Below are 21,768 nucleotides of genomic sequence, written 5' to 3' on the forward strand. Positions count from 1 at the left end.
TGCTCTTGGATTCGTAGTACAAGCTCGCGCTCTCGTTCAAGCTCTTGTTGCAATTCTTCTTCAGTGGGTAAGGTCTATGCATACCACATACGCGCTGATGAATTTTCAATGCGTATCAGCACGTTGCAATGCGTCCAGCTCAATTTGGAACGCACTGCGTTCCAAATTGGGTTTTGCTGATAAAACATACGCATATTTCTTAAATTACGAGCATCAAAACCTTTACCAAACTCGTCTGTCAATCGTTTGGAAAGCTGTTGCAGTTGCTGTTTGCCATATACCGCCCGCGCTTGGCCTTGTTGCTCATGTTCCACTATCAAACGACCAATTTCCCAATAGGTCGACACCATTTGGTGGTTAACGACTTGCTTGACGTGTTGACGCGCCAGCTGAATAACGGTGGTGATAGCTTGGTAAAGATTACCGGGGAGAAGCTCTTTATCGGTCATGCTGAACATCCTGTTTGATAAAGGGTCGTAGTACGGATACAAGGTCGTCTACGTCGGTGTCTTTAAATACGCCATCGACGCCATTGGGATTAACGCTGGTAAACGGTGCTTCGTAGAGTTTGGCTATGTCGATGAAGCCGTAGTTGGTGATGTAGGTTTTGAGCAAGTCCATAAACCGCACTTGCTGCGAGGTAAGATTCGGGTGGCGATGCACAAAGTCGGTGAAGTGTTCACTGACTTTTTCTGGCTCAAGTCCCACCAACTCTTGCAAAGTGATGTGCAGTTGATCCGCTGTACGACCATAAAACGCGTTCAGGGTATCCAAACTGACGGTCGGGTGCGTGGTTAAAATGGTTGAGGTTAGATTTTTTAGGTCATCTTCCGAAACAGCCTCATGGGCTTTGATTTTTTGTAAAATCGGATTCGTCGCGACTAAATTGTCTAGCAGCTCTTTGGCTCGGCGACGGTAAACACTGACTTCGTCTTTGTTGTACAGTTTATGCTCGCGCACTTCTGTCACCACTTTGCCATCTTGAGTGCGGGTTTTCAGTGGATCTTTGCCCGCTGTGGATTCGCTTTGGCGGAACTTCATAATACTGCGTAACTGAGTCCGTGCGTTTTCTAGCTTAGCGACACTAGGAGTTTGCCAAAATTCAGCGCTGTTCACTTCGTCGATGATGGCTTGCTTTTGGCGAACCGCTTGGATATTTACCGCTAAGGTAGATATTTGCTCGATTAAGGTGTCGCGGCCATCTTCAAAGCTTGCCGACTGCTCAATAAAGCTGGTTTCCACCGCCGCCATCAAACGATCCAATTGCGTTGCATGCTTATCTTTCAGGGGGCGAACCGCCATTAGTGGCGCTATGGTGTCAGACAATACATGCTGCGTAGTGGCATTCAGCTTCTGCAAGCTATCGGTTTGCAGAAGCGTATCTACTTGTCGCAACGCTTTACGAACCGCCACACTGTCTCTTGGTAAGTCAGCAATATCCGCTTTAATGAGTTCAATCGCGCTATCAAAGCCTTCTCGGTGGTTATGCTTAAGGGCTTGAATCGCGAGATTGACACGAGCCTCGAAACAGGTTTGCAGTAAGGGCTTGCCACCCACATCTTGAGGTTCTTTGTATTCTTGTTCAAAAAAGTCAAAATTACCGTAGTGATCAAAAATCAAAAATTCCGTTTTGTCTTTGCCTTTACCAAACAAGTTTTTACATAAACGTGTTCCTCGGCCAATCATCTGCCAGAATTTGACCGATGATTTAACGGTTTTCGCAAAGACCAGGTTTACCACTTCAGGCACGTCGATACCCGTATCCAGCATGTCGACCGAAATGGCGATACGAAAATCGTTGTCGCCTTTTTTAAACTCTTTTATCAAGCTCTCGACGTGGGAAACCTTGTTGTGAATGACTTTGCAGACTTTATTGCCATATTGTGGGTAGAGCTTGCAGAATAATTTCTCTAAATGTTCTGCATGTTTTTGGTTATTCGCAAAGACAATCGTTTTGCCCACTAGGGAGTTAGTTTCATCCTTGATGCCATAATTCATCAAGTTTTCAAGAATCTCTTGGTCGGTTTTTTCACTGAAGATTTTACGACCTATGTCTTTGCCTTGGTACGAGGCATTTTGCGCTTCGTCAGAACCCAGGTCGTCTTCTAGCTGGCGCTTTTGAGCATCGGTTAAGTCGTTGTAGTGAATACCATCACGAAGAAACTCTGTGGTGACGTCTTTGACTTTGAAATCCACTAAATAAGGTGGCTCATGTTCGATGGCTTCTTTTAAGCCAAACTGATACGTTGGGTCCGTGGTTTCACAGCCAAACATATCAAAGGTATTACGACTGATAAACGTTACTGGCGTGGCGGTTAAACCCACCTGTAACGCATCAAAATAATCAAAAATATCACGATAGCGGTTGTAGATACTGCGGTGACTTTCATCGGCAATGATGAGGTCAAAGAAGCCCACATCGAGCTGAGCAAAGCGGTTCATCATGCCAGGATAAGTGGACACGTAAATACGCGCGTTTTCGTCGATTTTATTGGTTTCGCCGATTTCACAGCGGGGCTCGCTGGGCAAATTGGTTTTGAACGCTTCACTCGCTTGGGTACGCAGCTCTTTGCGGTCACATAGAAAGAGTACGCGCTTGGCCCAACCGGCGTTTAACATCAAATCCGCCAACGCGATGGAAACACGGGTTTTGCCTGTGCCTGTCGCTTGGATAATCAAGGCTTTGCGGCGCTGTTCTTGGAAAGTATGGGCTACCGATTTAATGGCGTTGATCTGATATAAACGATCGGCGATCTTTAGGTTTGGGTTATTTTGCTCAAGCTGGTTATCACGGTATTGGCGTTGGTAAATCAGATAATCCAGACTGTCTTTACTGTAAAAGCCATAGACGATTCGCGGCGAATTGTATTGGGCGTCGTCCCAAATAAAGGTCTCATAGCCATTGGTGTAGAAAATCACTGGGCGCTGACCGAATTGCTGCTCAAGTGAATTGGCATACAGGCGAGCTTGTTCACGTCCCTCTTGATCCGAGCTACTGCTAGAGCGCTTCGCTTCGACGACAGCAAGAGGCTTGCCATCGCTGCCCCACAACACATAATCGACGTAGCCCTTACCGGATGGGTTATTTGGAAAAGCGACTTCCACTTCAATACCGACACTGTCTGGATCAGAAACGTTCCAGCCAGCTTGCACCAGCATGGCATCAATTAACAGCTTGCGGGTTTTCGCTTCGTTCCATTGCAGGCTATCGGCAACGGCTTCGCTTTCTTGCTTACGCTTCTGTTGATCAGGAAACGCTGGCGCATCGAGGTACTTTAGGTTTTTAGTGCGTTCTTTTTCAATCTGTTCGAGCAGTTCGTCATTGAGCTGTTTCTGCTTATCCAGTTCTTCTTTGTATTTATTGATGGATCCAGACAAAGCAATGGCATCGGCACGATTGTCTTTTATGTCAATAAACGCAGGGATGCTTGCCTTTTTCTTCATGTAGTATTTGATGGCAAGGTAGCAGGCGAGCTGATGCGCCGTCCCCAGTGCCATAAGCGCGGTTCGTAAGTCCCCTTCCCCGCCATGTGCCGTTTCATTGCCTTGGGCACGTAGATAATTCAACTGATGAACCAGTGGTTTTGTCACACAGTTTTGGAACACAGTGTCACGTACCATGGTGTTCAAGGTTGATTCAGGTAAACGAGGCAGGCACTCTTCTTTATAAATGGCCTTGGTTAGCTCTTCAGCAAAGGCACGAAGACGAGTCAAGGCACTACCTGGATCAATATGCAACACAGCCTCAGCCAAACCTGCTAGGTTGGCTAATACCTCGTTTTCAGGACGAAGAAACTCAAAGTTTTGTGATTTCATAAATAATATTGTTCTCATACTCGTGTTATAGCGAAAGCTGTGCCAACTTCTATTTCACGTCGTATTTATCCATCCAGTTGGTGAGTGTTTGGTAATTTTTAAGTCCTAATAACTCAGCCGCTTTGGACTTACTGCCATTTGAATGAGCTAATGCTTTAGGAATGTAATGCCTTACCAAATCAGAAATAATATTTTGAACATCAATACCTTGTGAAATATCCTTATCTAATAAACTGGTATTATCCTGAGGTCTATCAAACATGGCTTGTTTGATGTCATCAGCCGATATTGCGTCTTCACTACTCCATAGAGAAGCTCGCAATAAAGTCGATCGTAACTCACGTATATTACCCGGCCACAATTGTGAAAGGATAATATTTTTTGCATTCACAGAAATTTCTTTACCTCTCAGAGCAATATCTTGCTTTGCCATATCCACTAATAATGCATCAGCTAATAAAGTAATATCTCCCTGTCGTTCTCGAAGTGGTGGCAATGAAAGAACCCCAACAGCAACACGATAAAAAAGATCTTCTCGAAAACGTCCGTCATGGATAGCTTGCATCAAGTTTCTGTGTGTGGCCGTAATAATACGAACGTTCACATTTTCCTCTTTGATCGCGCCCACAGGCGTAATAACGCCCTCTTGTAGAACCCGTAGCAATCTTACCTGCACACTGGGCTCTAGCTCACCAAATTCGTCTAAGAAAAGTGTTCCACCATTGGCTTGCTGGAAATACCCTCGTCGATCAGCTGATGCGCCCGTAAACGCGCCTTTTTTATGACCAAACAAAATAGAGTCCACCAGTTCTGATGGAAACGCACCACAATTAACAGCTACAAACGGTTTGTCTGATCGTGAGCTTGCGTTATGAATCGCTCTTGCAAAAAGTTCTTTCCCCGTCCCTGTTTCACCTTGAATTAATACAGGTACTTCACGCTTTGCAAGAATTTCAGCTTGATACTTTAAACGCTGCATCACGGGATTTTGAGTAATGATGTTTTCAAATGCAGCATTGGAACTTACGCCATCATTAGTAAGCTCTGTGAATTGTGTAGTGGTTAACTTGGTGGCTGGCGGTGTGTATTCAGCAGAAATTTCAAAAGGTATCTGTACCTCTTGCACTCCTTGCTCTTTGCTGGATTGATAAAAGCGAGCAGAGTACTTCGTCTTCCCAAGCAAAATCCAAATGGCTTGCATGGCAGGTGTACCAGGACTCAGTAAAATAGAGATCTCAGCGTTTGCTTTTTTAAAAGCACTCAGGTGCTTATCGGCGGCATGAAATATGGATTCAAAATCAACAGGAGAAACTAATGTTTCTTGATGGCTCTCTATTGGATCAACAGTTTGGCCTTTCAGCCACTCGATGTAGGGAGTACTCCTGACTTTTGGGTATGAACAAAGAAGAATAACGCGATCAAAGGAAAAATCAGATAACGTAGATGATATCGGAGCATCTAATGGCGCATCAGAAATAGCCGCTTTTAAATCTGTTTCGCCTATCCATGACACCAACACTTTTTCAACCATAAACACATCCCTAATAAACACAGTTGCTTAATAAGAACAGAGACTACTACAGTTTGCCGTAAAGTACATCATTAGAAAAATAGCGTAAAGAGCAGAATTTTTACCAGTATTAAATAACATGGGGCAAAATGGGCCAATTTCAGATACAAAAAAGTAGTAAGTAAAATCTGGTAAGACTAGGGGGATTTGAACTGCTGACCGCTACCATATCATGGTTATGACGAATATTCCTGTAAATGGTGAACTATTACTTTATCTATTATTTTCAAAGCCTTAGTGACGTCTTATCCTTTGAATCAAAGTAATATAAGGCAATAAAGCTCTATAACAGAAGATTTTGGCTAATTTTGATAGCGTCTTGGCCCATGCCCCCTACTCTTCGAATCAAAGCATCTCAAATTAGCCCATGCTTTAAAGGCAAAAACACCCTCAAATGCATGATTTCAATTGCATCAAAGCATGCTTTTGGACATTTTTGTTACTTTGATTCGAAGCAAACGTGAGTTTTCGTGGGATTAAAAACCTCTCAGCATTACCAGAGGCCTGCAAAAAGATGGCAAGTCAATCCCATGATAAAAAGCAGAGATAAAAAAAGCCGCTTTAGTTGCGGCCTTTTTGTTTCGAAAGATTGAGAAGTCTTTCGGTAACCCTATCAGGATAACTTGGATTCATCTACTTTAACTAAATACCTGAATTGAAGTCAACTAATCACTGTCGATAACAAATGCATAAAACTTTATTAGAAGGTATAACGTCTTTATGCTTGTTAAATGGTGGTTTGTAGTGACAAACTCTTGTATTTTTTATGTGGTAATTCATCCATAGAAAATCAAAATATTCTCTTGATAAACACGCTTAACAATTATTTCTAAATTAACACTGCAATAATTTCTCTCTACAGGTTTTTTATGTTCAGTTACTTTAAACATCAGTTCACCATACTCTCGGTAGGTCTTTCCACCTTGTCGTGTACGCTGATGATAAACGCTCTCGTTTCATAGACCATTACGGCGTTGTACCTTGAGCGGCGAAGAATTAGCTACCAAAGCGGCTGTGCTTGATGCGGTCTACTACTCCCATTAAGTATTTAGAGTTGATCTTTATCATCTCAAGGTTATGATGAATATTCCCCTACATGGTGTGCAACGACTTTATATAACATATTCAATGCCTTAGTAAATACCTCCCCTTTGAATCAAAGCAACTTTAAGCAAGAAAGCTCTATTTACTAGGATTTTGGCCCATTTTGATCCCATCTTGGCCCATGACCTCTACCCTTCGAATCAAAGCATTTCAAATAGTTCATGACTTAAAGGCAAAAACACCCATAAATACATGGTTTTGATTTCTTTGAATCAAAGCATGATTTTGGACATTTTTGTTACTTTGATTCGTAGTAAACGTGAGTTTTCGTGAGATTACAATCTTCCCATCACCACAAAAGGTCTACAAAAAATAACCTATAATGTATTATTTTGTAGACCAATTTACAGAATAATTTTCTGGAAACTAGCCTATTCACTCTCAATTTCCCCTTAGCCACTTCCATTTAATTACTCTTCACAACGACTAGAATGTGATTGCCTACAACATTCACATCAAATTATGATTAGATTAATCATGTTATTCAAATCATAGGGTGTGTTATGTGGATATGGCAGCAAGAAAATTTGCCTAACTTTATATGGGATAAAAACGTTGTAGAACCAATGTTAAGAGAAGCCCGTCTTAACCAAGGAATACTATTGGGTAAGATGGCCAGTCAATCCCATGATAAAAAGCAAAACAAGCTCAATACACTTTTGGCTAACATCGTGAACTCAAGCGCAATTGAGGCGCTCAAACTCTAGCAGTAAAAATTCCTCCCTAAGTTCTTACTGGATCAGGCTCGAAAGAATAAAGGAAAAAGCCGAGCTACTAGCTCGGCTTTTTCCTTTCAGCTTGATAACCTGTTGGATTTGATGGATTTATCGTTTATCAATACTGTTGATAGACAGTCATCGTTCCTTGTTGGCTAAACTGAACCACATTAAAACCTTTGTATCGCTGACCTTTTGCAGCCATGCCAGGAGAATACCTTGGCATTCCAGGCACAGCCAACCCTGATACATTTTCAGGTTTCTCAAGTATTAAACGTGCCACATCTTGTTCTGGCACATGCCCTTCAATTAAGTAACCGTCGATTACAGCGGTGTGACACGATTGTAGTTGCATGGGCATACCCGCATCTTTCTTTAAAGAGGACCAGTCTTCTGTGTGATGATAATTAACGGTATATCCCTCTGCCTTCATTAGCTCACCCCATTTAACACAACAACCACATGTCGGAGACTTGTAGAGATCTATTATAGGTTGTGCAAACACGCTTGCACTGACTAACGTTAAGATTGAAGCTGCAATGCTTTTATTTATTACCTTCATATATTCACCTCTTTCAAAATTAGCTATTTACTATTAATTTGGCTATCTGATAATTTTACCGCCCGCAGCCTTAAAGCATTTAATATGACACTCACCGAGGACAACGACATAGCTGCAGCGGCAAAAATAGGCGATAAGAGAATACCTGTAAACGGATAAAGTACTCCTGCAGCAATCGGTACTCCTGCCATGTTATAAATGAATGCAAAGAACAGGTTCTGCCGAATATTATGCATGGTTGCTCGGGATAATCGTCGCGCTTCCACTATGCCCATCAGATCGCCACGCAACAAAGTAATGCCCGCACTTTCTATGGCCACGTCGGTTCCTGTGCCCATCGCAATACCTACATCAGCAGTTGCCAAGGCTAACGCATCATTTACACCATCTCCAGCCATAACAACAACACGCCCCTCATTCTTAAGTTGTTGAATAACCTTGCCTTTATCTTCCGGCAACACTTCTGCTTTCACTTCATCAATGTGGAGCTTGCGGGCTACGGCTTCAGCGGAAGTAAGGTTATCTCCAGTCAGCATCACCACCCGAATTCCTTCCTTCTGCAGAGCGATTATTGCCGCTTTGGAGGTATCCTTGACAGGGTCTGCAATTGCCAGCAAACCACAAACCTTCCCGTCAACCGCGGCAAAGATTACTGTGGCACCGTCTTCTCGAAGTTGGTTAGCTTCTTCCTCAAAAGTTGAAGTATTAACATTTTCTGACTGCATTAACAGTCGATTACCAAGCAGAACCCTTTTTCCATCGACTTCACCGGTAACGCCTTTGCCGTTCGGTGAGTCGAAATCTATGGCGTCTGGCAGAGTTAGATTCATGGTCTTAGCTTTATCTAAAATGGCATGAGCTAACGGATGCTCGCTGCCTTTTTCAAGACTACCGGAATAACGCATCAAATCCTCATCGCTGAAACCGTTTGCCAAGACCAGTTTTGTCACCTGAGGCTTACCTTCGGTCAAGGTCCCGGTTTTATCCACTACCACTGTGTCTACTTTTTCCATCCACTCCAATGCTTCAGCATCTCGGATCAAGACACCGATCTGAGCCCCACGACCAACACCGACCATGATCGACATAGGAGTCGCCAGACCCAAGGCACAGGGACAAGCAATAATCAGCACACTCACAGCTGCGATCAGACCAAAGGCCATGGGTGGCGTTGGACCGACGATAGACCAGACTCCGAATACAATGATAGAGACCAACAGAACCACCGGAACGAACCAACTAGCCACTTTGTCAGCCATTCCCTGAATAGGCGCACGACTTCGCTGTGCACTGGCAACCATCTGGACGATCTGGGACAACATTGTGTCACGACCTACTTTGTCAGCCCGTAAAATAAAACTGCCTTGCTGATTAATGCTACCACCAACTACTTGATCTCCAGTCTTTTTACTAACTGCCAGGGGTTCACCAGTGACCATGGATTCATCAACATTGGAACGGCCTTCAAGCACTTCGCCATCTAGAGGCACCTTATCGCCAGGTCTAACTCGCAATCGATCGCCAACCTTAACTTGATCGAGCGCCACATCAGACTCACTGCCGTCATCGTCCAGTTTTCTTGCCGTAGCCGGAGCTAGATCCAATAGAGCTTTGATAGCGCCAGAGGTTTTTTCTCGAGCTCGAAGTTCAAGTACCTGACCCAACAATACCAGCACAACAATGACAGCGGCCGCTTCGAAATACACTGCGACTGAGCCATCGTCAGCGTGAAAAGCGTCAGGAAATATCTGCGGAGTCAAGGTTGCGACAAAACTGTACAACAGAGAAACACCCGTACCGATGGCAATAAGTGTGAACATATTAAGATTACTATTAAGTACAGATTTCCAACCGCGTACAAAGAATGGTCCACCACACCAAACGACCACTGGAGTAGCTAAAGCCAACTGAATCCAATTGGATATTTGTGGCGACACAATATGGTCAACCTTAAAGAGATGGCCTCCCATTTCGATCAAAAAAACCGGAAGTGTCAGAGCCAGACCAATCCAGAATCGACGAGTCATGTCGGCGAGCTCTACTGAAGGGCCGTCGTCGAGGCTTACTTCCTCAGGTTCCAGCGACATGCCACAAATCGGGCAGTCACCGGGGCCATGTTGACGGACTTCTGGATGCATAGGACAGGTAAACATGGTTCCGGCCGCAACCGGCTCTGTTTGCTCATTTTCTTCGTTGAGATACTTCTCTGGATTATTATCGAACTTCAACTGACAACCAGAAGAACAGAAATACCAAGTCTTATCGACATGCTGACTACTATATTTTGCAGTTCGAGTATCTACCGACATTTTGCACACAGGGTCATGCACCCCATGGCTTTTATGTTCATGATGATTCGTGTGTTCACTCATATTGTGCTCCTTTTTTACTCGCGGGCCAGTCAGAAAAAGCAATGAAATACAACAAAATCAGATTGACCATTGGGACCAGTATCAGCAGTCCCAGCCAGCCAGAATATCCAGCTCGCTTGCATATTCTATAGACAGGTATAACGACTAAGGTCGCAATCACTAACATCCATAACCAGTGTCCTGCCCACATTGTGCTACCAAACATACTTTCGTTCATCATGGTATTGTCCTTTCTTTTATATTGTTGAAATTAATGGTGATGCGAGTGAAGCTTTTATTTTTCGCCTCACCGCTCATCCTTTATTTCTTGTAAAAAAGCTTAAATCCAAGCTGTCACGCCATTAGACTGCCTAATGAAATAAATGTCTTATCAATAAAAAGGCGTTAATATCTGCTCTTGTCTGACTCTTCCTCTACCATTTCACCAACTAAAACAACGAAAATTAATAGAACTCCAATCAATGCATTGGAAGCCCAACGAAGGTGGTAAACATGGCAGTGACCGCCAAGATCGCAGCCGCGACAATTTTTTCGGTTAAAATGGATTTTTGAATAACATTCGCATTGCCACGCTCTAAAATGAGCGGCACAAGATACAATTTATGATACGCTGCCATCGCAAGAATAACGGCAACCAGAGCAAGCTTGACCATCAACCAAAAGCCATAGTCTGATGACAGTAAACCTTGCCATCCTGTCAATTCATAGCTCATCCAGACGCCACAAAGTAATAAAATCGACACGGTAATAACCGCCAGCTTACCAAAGTTCTCTAATACTATATTGGACTCTTCAACTGTTGCGTGGCGCACCGTTAGCCACAATGGAAACAACAATCCCAACCACCATGCAGCGATTAAGATGTGAATGAAAAATATCACTTGATAATACCAAGCTTGGCTCATCGAGTGCCCAGAAAGAGAAAACGAATACACTAAGCTAGCAATACCAAAAGAAGCGACCAGCAATGATAAAGGGGAATACGGCCAAACATTCTCGCTACTTGCCTGCCCCAATAAAATCAGAGCCAGCGCCACAATAACGTAGCCGGACAAATTAACCATCACAATGCTGCCAGCAGCGGAATCCCAATAGATAGAAACCATCTCTGGATCAAACATAGACCAAAGACCTTCCTCCATTGCAGCGCCAACCAGAATAAAGAAATACGCCACCGTAGCCGCACTTCCCACCAGCACGCCGACTTTTATATACCCTTTTATACAGAGCAATAAAACAGGCTGATGGCGCAGCAAATTGAACGCAAACAAACCACCAACAACACTGGATACACCAAAGTACAACATCCAACGTGCCAATAATTGCGCGACCTCCCAACTCGTTAACGCCATACCGCCTCCCGTTATTTTTTGCTCTATTACTCAAATGAACTGCCGCGAACCATTAATGCTGCATAAAGCTATACGACCCTTTCATCATGTGCCCATCTTCCCCCATGGCTTTCCACTGAACAGAATACGTATCTGGCGTCAGTTTCGGCAGCATGGCTTTAAAATGCTCCGTTGCTGCGGCTTTACGGTCATATTTAATCGCCACGGGCTTATTATCCGACCCAATCACTTTCAAACTCACTACTTGCATGGGCTGTTGAAAATGCATTTCTACGCGCTCAGCTTGTGCCATTAGCATGGAACCATCTTCTGGGTATGTCATTTTCATCATGCCGTGTGCATATACGTTTACAGCAGCTGTCATTGCGAATACAGAAAGCGCTAATTTGATTTTGTTCATACTATGATCCTTTAAAGTTTAATTGCTTTGAGCTTAATATTTGTTTGCACTGGCACAAAGAGGAGCCCACCTGTACCAGCATTTTGTGCGGCTCTGAAAAACCGCGTTTTACATCGATTGAAACAAACACTCATTTCAATGAAGATTTTTTCCATATAAAGTACACCGCAGGCAAAACTAATAACGTCAGTACGACCGCGCTCACCATACCGCCAACCATAGGTGCAGCGATTCGACTCATCACCTCCGATCCCGTTCCAGTACCATATAAAATTGGCAGCAAGCCGATAATGATAGATACCGCCGTCATCATCACCGGACGAACTCGCATGCCAGCGCCGTGAAGCACCGCATGATAAAGCGTGTCCGCGCGAGGTAAGACGCCTTTTTCAGCGCATTTACTTTGTGTCTCAGTCCAAGCTTGATTCAAATACATCAGCATAATGACGCCGATTTCCACGGCCACGCCAGCCAGCGCAATGAAGCCAACCCCCACCGCAACCGAGAAATTGAAGCCAGACAAATACATCAGCCAGATACTGCCCACCATAGCAAATGGCAAGGTGCCCATAATGATCGCCACCTCGAAGAAATTACGGAAGTTGATATACAAGAGGACAACAATGATGGCCAATGTAAGCGGCACGACATAGGTCAGCTTTTCTTTTGCCCGTTGCATATACTCATATTGACCAGACCAATTTAATGAATAACCTGCTGGTAATTGCACTTGGTCTGCTACGATTTTTTGTGCGTTTTCGACATAACGGCCAATATCTACACCCTCAATGTCCACAAAGGTCCAACCGTTTAAACGCGCGTTTTCACTTTTTAATCCTGGCGGACCTTCTTCCACATAAACATCAGCAATATCCCCTAAAGCAATTCGTAAACCATTCGGAGTCACGATTGGCAAAAGGGCTAATTGCTCTGGTGAATCACGATATTCCTGTGGATAGCGAACATTAATGGGATAGCGCTCAAGCCCCTCAATAGTATTAGTGACATTCATGCCACCCACCGCCGAAGAGATAAGCTCTTGAACATCTTGAATGTTCAACCCATAACGCGATGCCTTCGCGCGATTAATGTCTATATTGACGTAACGACCACCGGCCACACGCTCAGAATAAACCGATGCCGTGCCTTCAACTGGTTTCAAGATTTTCTCTAGCTGCAAACCAATTTCTTGAATCACTTTCAGATCAGGACCTGCAACCTTTATACCCACAGGGGTTTTGATGCCCGTTGCCAGCATGTCGATTCGTGTTTTGATCGGCATTACCCAAGCGTTAGTAATGCCAGGGATCTTGACCAGCTGATCAAGCTCTTGCTTGATCTTGTCGCTGGTCATGCCGTCTCGCCATTCAGAGTGAGGCTTGAGTTGAATAAAGGTTTCGATCATCGTCAAAGGTGCTGGGTCTGTCGCGGTTTCTGCACGGCCAACCTTCCCAAAGACAGTTTTCACTTCTGGCAAGGTCGCAATCAGTTTATTGGTTTGCTGTAATACCTGACGTGCTTGTCCGATGGAGATCCCCGGATACGCTGTTGGCATATACATCAAATCACCTTCGTCTAAGTTAGGAATAAACTCACTTCCCAACTTATTTAACGGCCACATACCAATGGCGAATATAGCAATCGCTACCAAAATGGTCGTTTTCGGAAAGTTCAACACAGCTTTTAACGCCGGCATATACACCGCAATCAAAGCCCGATTAACAGGGTTTTTATGCTCAGGCAAAACCTTACCTCGCACAAAGTACCCCATCAAAACAGGGACGAGGGTGATGGCTAATGCCGCCGATGCAGCCATTGCATAGGTTTTGGTATAGGCCAACGGGCCAAACATTCGCCCTTCTTGGGATTCCAAGGTAAACACAGGCACAAAACTGACGGTGATAATCAACAGGCTAAAAAATAATGCGGGGCCAACTTCGGTAGCCGCGGCGGTCACAATCTGCCAGCGGTTTTCCTTGGTCATTTCGACTTTCTCCATATGCTTATGGAGGTTTTCTATCATAACGATTGCGCCATCGATCATGGCACCGATGGCAATCGCAATACCGCCAAGCGACATGATATTGGCATTAATTCCCTGCAAATGCATGACGATGAAAGCAGTCAAAATACCGACTGGCAGACTGATAATGGCCACCAAAGAGGAACGCACATGAAAAAGAAACACCATACAAACCAATGCAACCACAAAGAACTCTTCCAGCAGTTTGGTCCATAAATTCTCCACGGCACGATCAATCAAACCAGAACGGTCATAAACCGTCACCACCTCAACGCCTTTTGGCAAACTGGATTTCAAAGTTTCCAATTTCGCTTTTACGCCTTCGATGGTTTTCTGTGCGTTTTCACCAAAACGCATCACCACCACGCCGCCGACAGTTTCGCCTTCACCATTGAGATCTGCTAACCCTCGACGCATTTGTGGGCCAATACCAACGTCTGCAACATCTTTGATCGTCAACGGTGTGCCACTTTCACTGACGCCAAGCGGAATCATTTCAATATCTTCGACGCTCTGTATATAACCAGACGCTCGAACCATGTATTCAGCTTCAGCCATTTCAATGACCGACGCGCCGACCTCCTGATTACCGCGTTTGATAGCATTTTGAATGTGGTTCAATGGCATGTTTAACGCGCGTAACTTATCTGGATTCACACTTACCTGATACTGCTTCACCATACCGCCAATGGGTGCCACTTCCGATACGCCAGGCACGGTTTGTAATTCATACTTCAAGAACCAGTCTTGCAATGATCGCAATTGACTCAAGTCGTTTTGACCAGTTCTATCGACCAAAGCGTACAAATACACCCAGCCAACACCCGTTGCATCTGGCCCCAATTGCGCCCTTGCGTTACCAGGCAAGGATGGCGCAACCTGACTTAAATATTCCAGCACTCGGCTTCGCGCCCAGTACATATCGGTATCTTCATCAAAAATTACGTACACATACGAATCCCCAAAGAACGAATAACCACGCACTGTTTGAGCACCGGGCACAGACAACATCGCCGTGGTCAACGGGTACGTAACCTGATCTTCCACAACTTGTGGCGCTTGTCCTGGATAACTGGTTTTAATGATGACCTGCACATCAGACAAGTCAGGAATGGCATCAACGGGTGTATTCTTTAACGAATACAAGCCAGCGCCCACTAAAATAAAAGTAGCCAATAACACCATGAATCGGTTGTTTATGGACCAACGAATGATCGCTTCAATCATGATATTCCCCTACTCCGTGTCAGCGTCAAAATAGTCAGTGACCATGAATTTCACACTGCTTTCCCGCGTAATCTCAAGCTGAATATCTCTACCAATTGGCAATTCATCCAGCGTCAACCAATCAGCTAACTCAAAGTCCATCGTCATCTTTGGCCATTTCCAATCAGTAATAGCATCATGATTCACATTCACCATCCGCGTTGTCGCATCAATACGATTAATGCGTGCAGCTACCCAAACATTGTTGGTAGGTTCTGCTGCTGACATTGCATTACTAGACATTGATGTCTTAGTCGTTTCAGTGCTGCTGGCAGGCATTGACACCTGCTTACTGCCTATATTCAAGCGTTTGAAATCCGAGCTTTTGCTGGATTCAGAATCCAACAAAAACTGCGCCGATGTAACGACCTCATCACCCAGCACCAAGCCATCTAAAATTTCCACGTAGTCATCGCCGAACGCACCGGTTTCGACTGCAATCGATTTATAACGCCCTTCTCCCAATGCCAGTACCACGCGGTTTTGCTCACCGCCGCGAATTAGAGCTTCTTTTGGAATCAATCGTTTTTTACCTGGCTCCGTGGTTTCAATACGAACATGGGCAAACATATCTGGCTTCAAAAGTTGCTCAGTGTTATCTAAACGAATGCGAACACGCAAAGTGCGGTTTTTCGCATTTAGAGTCGGATAAATAAAATCCACATTACTGGCAAAGTTTTCCCCCGGTAGAGAGTCCATAACAGCCTCAACCGGTTGCCCCACCGCGACAAGATGCGCTTGTCGTTCAAACACTTCAGCATCCAACCACACCTCACTCAAATCCGCGATCGACATCAAAGTTGTGCCTGGCTTAATGTAGAAACCATCTTGAATTCCAAGGTTGTCAATAACGCCGCTTTGTGGCGCAAAAAATCGCACTGTTTGAGACACTTTGCGCTTTGTCTTTAACGCTTGGATAAAACTGCTCGACACTTGCAGAGCTTTTAGCCTTTCTTCACCCGCGTTGATCATGCGCTGGTCTTTGCGCGCTAACGCAAAGACAAATTCTTCCTGCGCATTCACTAAGGTTGGTGAATACAAATCGAACAAAGGCTGACCTTTTTCAACTGAATCACCATTGAATTTAATAAAGCTCTTTTCGATCCAACCTTCGACACGAGGGTGAATATGAACAATCTTGTCTTCGTTGTAAGCCAAATAGCCCACCGTACGAATGTCTGGTTTCAGCACGCCTTCAAACACTTTTCCTGTTCGCACGCCAAGGTTATTGACGACTTCAGGCGAGATGCTTACAGTACCAGCGCCCTGATTATTGGAACCTTGGTCATCACCATAAAAAGGGATTAAATCCATTCCCATAGGAGATTGTCCCGGCTTGTCACGACGGTAATTTGGGTCCATTGGCGCCACCCAATATAAAGGTGCTTTTTCATCTTTCGTGACTGATGCACCAGCATTCATTTCCCCGTTCATAGTATTAAATGCTTGAATACCAAAGTGATAACCCGTAGCCGAAAGAACGCCACCTAGTACAAATACACCGATATACCCGATTACTTTCATTTGAGTTTCACCTCTTCACTTTGTGCCATTACATAATTCAATTCGGCTAAGCGCTTGAAGCGCTCGATACGAATATTTAATAATTCAATATGTGCATTTAATGTAGCGATGCGCGCCTGAACTACATCCGAGAAAACACCATCATTGCTGGTATAAGCATTCAACATGGCTTGCGCACTTTCTCTGTAACTAGGAAGTAACTTGGTTTGATAAAGACGAATTCGTTGATCTAGCAAGTTAATATCAGATGTCAGAACACGATATTTCGCCATGAGTTCATTCAGCACAAGCTGCTTTTCAGAAAGAAAAGACTCGACTTGTAAGGTCGCGGCTTTCACCTGAGCATCCTGTCGACTAGACGAAAAGATTGGCACGCTGACACTCACCGCAATCGACGCCAGATCGGCTCGATCTTTGCCGCTTAGATCATCGCCGCGATAACCGTAACCCAAGGTAACGCCCCATTCTGGTTTGTACTTTTGCTCGGCAATCGATTTATCTATCTGCGCGGTATTGGATTGAACATCGACAATTCGAACCAACGGATGCAGGCTCAGGCGAGCCGCCAATGCCAATGAATTCGATGAAAGCGACGAAAGGATATTAGACGGGGTTACCTTAATGGGTTCACCCGTTGTTTTCAGGGTGATATCTTGATCAGCTGTGTTCTGATCAACCATGGTAGGAAGAATATATTGGGACAATTTTTTCAGTGCATTTTCTTTCGCTTGGCGAAGCTGCGTAAGGCGATGATCTAACTTAATCAACTCCAGTTCAGAGCGAACTAAATCTTGCTGTTTAGCTCGCCCGTACGCCGAGCTATAACTACTTTCCACTACCTCATGAAGTTGTTCGAACAAGGTTCTATTTTGCTTCACGAGTTTGAAACTTTCTTCGTAGCTGTAGGCTGTTAGCCAAAGATTTGACACTTCCATTGCCAGCATTGCACGACGATTACCTCGCATCAAGGGCATTTGATCGCCTTGAACGGCGTACTTTTCCCCTGTTAAACGTAAGGTATCTCCCGCCGGAAACATCTGAGATACCGACACGCTAAGTTGCGTCATCGCTTCTTGGTTAAAATCAAAGCTGTCAGTTGGCATATTCAATAAACCAACATTGATTTTTGGATCAGGCAATGCCGTCACGCCTTGGCTTAAGGCACGAATGGCATTCTCTTTTTGTTGATTGGAAGTCAACCAATCATCTTGATTGATGGCTTTTTCCACCGCTTGTTGCAGGCTTAACACTTCTGCGCTCGCAACAAAGGGCAGTAACGACAATAGGAAAACGGAGGCAATACGATTCGTTTTACCGATTAAAAATTGACGGCAATAGACACTCTGTAATACATAACAGAATGCCAAAAAGTTGTTTTTGGACATTGGCTAAGGTACTCATTTTTTAAATTCATAAAATCTCAACGCAAATGAAAGCGATGAGTGAAACTGCGAATTTAAGAAATGACTATAGGAGGGAAATAAGGTGTATTTGGGTGGGTAGAAACGTAGAATTCAGACAACAGAGTCGTGTGAACAGAAGAAATATTGTCGGAATCAGAATGATAGCTGACCAGTAAGCCTGAAAAGCTACTGCAATGATTGTCCATACAATTTTGGTGATTGTGCTCTGATGTCAGACTAGAACATTCGTCCATCGAAGCGGACATACAAGAGACCCCCTTATCAGGAGACATATCATGATCCGATAATTCTGACGTGTCATGCATTTCCATAGACATCATATTCGAGGAAGGTGACATCATACTGTTCGTTGCCATTGCCATCGAAAATAACGATAGCAAAAACAGCAACAAACACACGAAACCGTGTTTTCTCGCTGAAATACTAACTTTATTTAAAAATAATGCAGGCATGTACAATGTACTCAACTTTGAATACACCAGACTATATGCAAGTAAATAGCGCAATGCAACTTGAAATAATTAATTTAAGCTAGAAAAAATTATAATCCTAGTTAATTTTTTTGATACAGATCTGCTTTAACTATTCAAGTTTTGTATACCCAGCCAGCCTACTTCGCCTTCATTTGACTATTTCTGTTGTGAAGTACCCAAGAAGTCAGAAACTATAGATATAACATTCTGGACTTCCCAGATGTTACTAGACCTATTAACGTTAGAACCTAGTTAAATAGTGGTGTTCCAAATTACTTATACCTCCATGCAGCACTGGCACTGGTATTGATCCAAATGAAAAAAGCTAAGAGGAAGCATAACAATTAATACACGTTGGGTAAGTCCTCCCACTTCGTCGTATACGCTGGCGATAGATGGTCTCGCTTCATGGACCATTGCGGCGATACACCTTGCGAGGCGAAGAAGACGTTGCCGAGGCCGCTTTGGTTGATGTTATCCACTACAGACATTAAGGCTTTTGAATTGACCTTATTATTGTCGACTCGGAATAAGTCTTGTTGAAACACACCGTGTTCGTAGAAATCAGCCAGCATGACACCGGCTTTCATGTATCGATAGCCAGCACGCCAAATACGTCTAAATATCACGTTGGTAACTTCCAATAAATCTCGCGTATCATCCGTTGGGTTGGGCAGTTCGACTGATAAAGTTTTCGAATAGAAAGGTTCGTTTTTAATATGTGGGCTAGTACGGATAAACACACTCACGACTCTACAAAGGCGTTTTTCCCCTCGTAACTTCTCTGCCGCGCGGGTTGTGTATTTAGCAATCGCTTCTCTTAATTCTTGTTTCTCTGTCACCTTATGCCCAAACGATCGACTACAAATAATCTGCTGCTTTGTTGGTCTTATGCACTCCAGGTCTAAACAAGACACACCATTTAACTCACGAATCGTTCGCTCCAACACCACAGAAAACTCGCTCCGCATCGCCTTTGCATCCGCGTTAGCAAGATCCAATGCCGTATGGATCCCCCTCGCCTTTAGCTTTGCTGTAGTTCGACGACCGACACCCCACACATCACCCACTTCCGCCAAAGCCAGCAAGCGCTTTTGTCTATCAGGGTCCATCAAATCCACCACCGAACCGGTTGCCGGATACTTCTTCGCCGCATGGTTGGCCAACTTAGCCAAAGTCTTAGGGAATGTGCGATTAAGTCAGATTATTAGCACTAAGTCGCAGCTGGCCTGATTCGCTCTTTAATTCACTAAAAACCTCGGTTTTTAGTGTGTCTATTCCCTAGTTGGAGGCTTAAAAGCTCCAACTGCCGTCATCAAGACGGATTAACCCCGTGCAGACCTGATCATCTGATCCACTCGCAATATGTTTCCCAGTGCAAACAGCACCGCGAGCTTATTATCATTTTTTGATAGACCTTTATAGACCACTTTGCGGAAGCCAAACTGGCACTTCAGTATCCGAAACGGATGCTCTACTTTTGCTCTGATGCTCGCTTTTATGTACTCAGTGTTAATGGACTTTTTATTAATACGGGGATGCTTCTTCCATTCCCGAACCTTGCTTGGCATCTCCGCAATCAACCAGTCCAACGTCTTATTCTTGGTTTCCTCACGTTTTTCTACGCCACGGTAGCCTGAGTCAGCAGAGACAAACGTCTCATCGCCATGCATGAGCTCAGTGATCTGGTTTAGGTCATGTTCATTGGCAGAAGTGGTGGTGAATCTATGCACCAAGCCACGTTTAGCATCGACTCCAATATGTGCTTTTAATCCAAAGAACCATTGGTTTCCCTTCTTAGTTTGGTGCATTTCTGGATCACGTGATTTGGCTTTATTTTTGGTCGAGCTAGCGGCTTCAATAATAGTCGCGTCAACGATGGTGCCTTCTTTGAAGTAAATACCTGAGTCTGATAGCCACTTGTGGACTTCTTTAAATAGTTTTCGTCCAAGCTTATGCTTTTCCAGTAAGTGCCTGAAATTCATAATAGTTGTGTGATCAGGTATCGCACCTTCTAAGGATAATCCAGCAAAAAGCCGCATAGAGGTAATCTCATAAAGAGCGTCTTCCATTGCAGGGTCTCCCATGTTGTACCAGTTCTGCATAAAGTGAATGCGCAACATGGTAGACAAAGGATATGGGCGACGTCCGTTACCTGCTTTTGGATAGAAGGGTTCCATTTGGGCTTCAAGCTGCTGCCAAGGAATCAATTCATCCATGCGACCAAGAAAGAGTTCTTTGCGAGTCTTGCGGCGTTTGCTGGTAAATTCGGTGTCGGCGAAGGAAAGCTGGTTCATGATCGATAGGCGTCGTAGTTGTCTTAAGTCGGCGAGATTATCTCATGTTACCGACTTAATCGCATGTTCCCAAAGTCAGTAAGCCGACAGCAACGCGCCATTTAGCGATTTTAGTTGAACAAGGTTGTTTGGTTCGGTCTGCATCTGGCGGACGCAGTACTCGGTATTTGCTCGCTCAGTAAAAACGGAGTCTATGACTGTCTGTTCTACGACTTCCTAAACTTAACAAAAAAAGGAATATGATTTTGGAGTTCAAAATAAAAACGCTAGCATCTCAATCACAACTTGACCTCATCAACAGTCTATTTCCGAGCTTAGACATCATGTCTTCAACAGATTATCTATCTATTGTTCGTTCCGGTGTTAGTGGAGAAAAGTTGCAAGCTATCGTTAAGATGACAGGTGAAAAGAGCTGATTCCTCACGCAATCGGAAAAAACACCTCATTTTTATCTATTATTATATAGCTATGAGATGCCTACAAAAGTGGGTCCATACCAGATCTCAAGGGACACACTCTGGTTATCTAGTGTGCTTAGCAACAAGCAACGTGTTGGTGGCAACTACGCATGGCAACAGCGCATTATCAAACCTGCACGACGCATTATTGATATCGAAATTCGAGCACGAAAATCAGCTCAAACTAAAGGTAAAGGTAAAGAAGCAGAAGTTGAGCAAGCGGTGCCTTCAACCGATGACGATATCACTGAAGAGGAAACAGATAACCCCGCCAACTAGGCTCCCATCAACGAGCCCCTCTCGAAGGGGCTTCCTACAAACCACATAAAGTCCCAAAATGGTTACTCTAATAGATTAAAAGTCACTTAATGTCACCAAAAAAGAACACTAAAGAACAATTTGACAATATTA

18 protein-coding genes are annotated in these 21,768 nt (G+C 44.1%); 3 read left to right on the plus strand and 15 right to left on the minus strand.

Annotation, left to right across the window (positions count from 1 at the left end; genetic code table 11):
* Positions 1 to 74: 74 nt before the first annotated feature.
* The 4 genes from O1D97_RS12375 to O1D97_RS19635 form a co-directional block, all read right to left on the minus strand.
* Entirely contained in the window at positions 75 to 449 is a 375-nt protein-coding gene (locus tag O1D97_RS12375) for a DUF1016 N-terminal domain-containing protein (RefSeq protein WP_269126000.1), read from the minus strand.
* Positions 439 to 3,834, minus strand: coding sequence for a DEAD/DEAH box helicase family protein (locus O1D97_RS12380; RefSeq protein WP_269126002.1), 3,396 nt, complete (start codon positions 3,832 to 3,834; stop codon positions 439 to 441). The genes O1D97_RS12375 and O1D97_RS12380 overlap by 11 nt, the downstream gene beginning before the upstream one ends.
* A 31-nt stretch (positions 3,835 to 3,865) precedes the next feature.
* On the minus strand, positions 3,866 to 5,347 hold the full coding sequence (locus O1D97_RS12385) for a sigma-54 interaction domain-containing protein (RefSeq protein ID WP_269126004.1): 1,482 nt from the start codon (positions 5,345 to 5,347) through the stop codon (positions 3,866 to 3,868).
* 933 nt (positions 5,348 to 6,280) lie between these two features.
* Entirely contained in the window at positions 6,281 to 6,346 is a 66-nt protein-coding gene (locus tag O1D97_RS19635) for a DUF4113 domain-containing protein (protein WP_330221485.1), read from the minus strand.
* 647 nt (positions 6,347 to 6,993) lie between these two features.
* On the opposite strand from O1D97_RS19635, the gene O1D97_RS12390 reads away from it, so the two are divergent.
* Complete coding sequence (locus O1D97_RS12390; protein WP_191600072.1) at positions 6,994 to 7,197, plus strand: DUF4172 domain-containing protein; 204 nt, start codon at positions 6,994 to 6,996, stop codon at positions 7,195 to 7,197.
* A gap of 127 nt (positions 7,198 to 7,324) precedes the next feature.
* On the opposite strand, the gene O1D97_RS12395 is transcribed toward O1D97_RS12390, so the two are convergent.
* From O1D97_RS12395 to O1D97_RS12445, 11 genes are all read right to left on the minus strand, one after another.
* Entirely contained in the window at positions 7,325 to 7,768 is a 444-nt protein-coding gene (locus O1D97_RS12395; RefSeq protein WP_067102616.1) for a DUF411 domain-containing protein, read from the minus strand.
* A 23-nt stretch (positions 7,769 to 7,791) separates the two neighbouring features.
* Entirely contained in the window at positions 7,792 to 10,140 is a 2,349-nt protein-coding gene (locus tag O1D97_RS12400; RefSeq protein WP_269126008.1) for a heavy metal translocating P-type ATPase, read from the minus strand.
* A complete protein-coding gene (locus O1D97_RS12405; RefSeq protein ID WP_191600075.1) occupies positions 10,133 to 10,360 on the minus strand; it encodes a hypothetical protein in 228 nt (75 codons plus the stop codon). Before O1D97_RS12405 ends, O1D97_RS12400 begins: the two co-directional genes overlap by 8 nt.
* A gap of 238 nt (positions 10,361 to 10,598) precedes the next feature.
* The gene (locus O1D97_RS12410; RefSeq protein ID WP_269126010.1) at positions 10,599 to 11,492 is read right to left on the minus strand and encodes a copper resistance D family protein; all 894 of its coding nucleotides are present in this window, start codon (positions 11,490 to 11,492) and stop codon (positions 10,599 to 10,601) included.
* 52 nt (positions 11,493 to 11,544) lie between these two features.
* Positions 11,545 to 11,892, minus strand: coding sequence for a copper resistance CopC family protein (locus tag O1D97_RS12415; protein ID WP_191600077.1), 348 nt, complete (start codon positions 11,890 to 11,892; stop codon positions 11,545 to 11,547).
* Between the two features lie 130 nt (positions 11,893 to 12,022).
* A complete protein-coding gene (locus tag O1D97_RS12420; protein ID WP_269126013.1) occupies positions 12,023 to 15,142 on the minus strand; it encodes an efflux RND transporter permease subunit in 3,120 nt (1,039 codons plus the stop codon).
* Positions 15,143 to 15,151: 9 nt separating this feature from the next.
* Entirely contained in the window at positions 15,152 to 16,705 is a 1,554-nt protein-coding gene (locus O1D97_RS12425) for an efflux RND transporter periplasmic adaptor subunit (protein WP_269126014.1), read from the minus strand.
* Positions 16,702 to 18,090, minus strand: a complete 1,389-nt coding sequence (locus O1D97_RS12430; protein WP_269126016.1) for a TolC family protein — start codon at positions 18,088 to 18,090, stop codon at positions 16,702 to 16,704. The genes O1D97_RS12425 and O1D97_RS12430 overlap by 4 nt, the downstream gene beginning before the upstream one ends.
* A gap of 71 nt (positions 18,091 to 18,161) precedes the next feature.
* Positions 18,162 to 18,596, minus strand: a complete 435-nt coding sequence (locus tag O1D97_RS12435; RefSeq protein WP_191600081.1) for a hypothetical protein — start codon at positions 18,594 to 18,596, stop codon at positions 18,162 to 18,164.
* A 350-nt stretch (positions 18,597 to 18,946) separates the two neighbouring features.
* Positions 18,947 to 19,768, minus strand: coding sequence for a DinB/UmuC family translesion DNA polymerase (locus O1D97_RS12440; RefSeq protein WP_269126019.1), 822 nt, complete (start codon positions 19,766 to 19,768; stop codon positions 18,947 to 18,949).
* Between the two features lie 159 nt (positions 19,769 to 19,927).
* On the minus strand, positions 19,928 to 20,902 hold the full coding sequence (locus O1D97_RS12445; RefSeq protein ID WP_269126116.1) for an IS5 family transposase: 975 nt from the start codon (positions 20,900 to 20,902) through the stop codon (positions 19,928 to 19,930).
* A 242-nt stretch (positions 20,903 to 21,144) separates the two neighbouring features.
* On the opposite strand from O1D97_RS12445, the gene O1D97_RS12450 reads away from it, so the two are divergent.
* The gene (locus O1D97_RS12450) at positions 21,145 to 21,315 is read left to right on the plus strand and encodes a hypothetical protein (protein ID WP_269126020.1); all 171 of its coding nucleotides are present in this window, start codon (positions 21,145 to 21,147) and stop codon (positions 21,313 to 21,315) included.
* 57 nt (positions 21,316 to 21,372) lie between these two features.
* Positions 21,373 to 21,636 (plus strand): hypothetical protein, encoded by a 264-nt coding sequence (locus tag O1D97_RS12455; protein WP_428981120.1) that lies wholly within the window; start codon positions 21,373 to 21,375, stop codon positions 21,634 to 21,636.
* The last annotated feature ends 132 nt before the right edge of the window (positions 21,637 to 21,768 follow it).

Source organism: Marinomonas phaeophyticola, from assembly GCF_026966905.1.
GTDB lineage: Bacteria > Pseudomonadota > Gammaproteobacteria > Pseudomonadales > Marinomonadaceae > Marinomonas > Marinomonas phaeophyticola.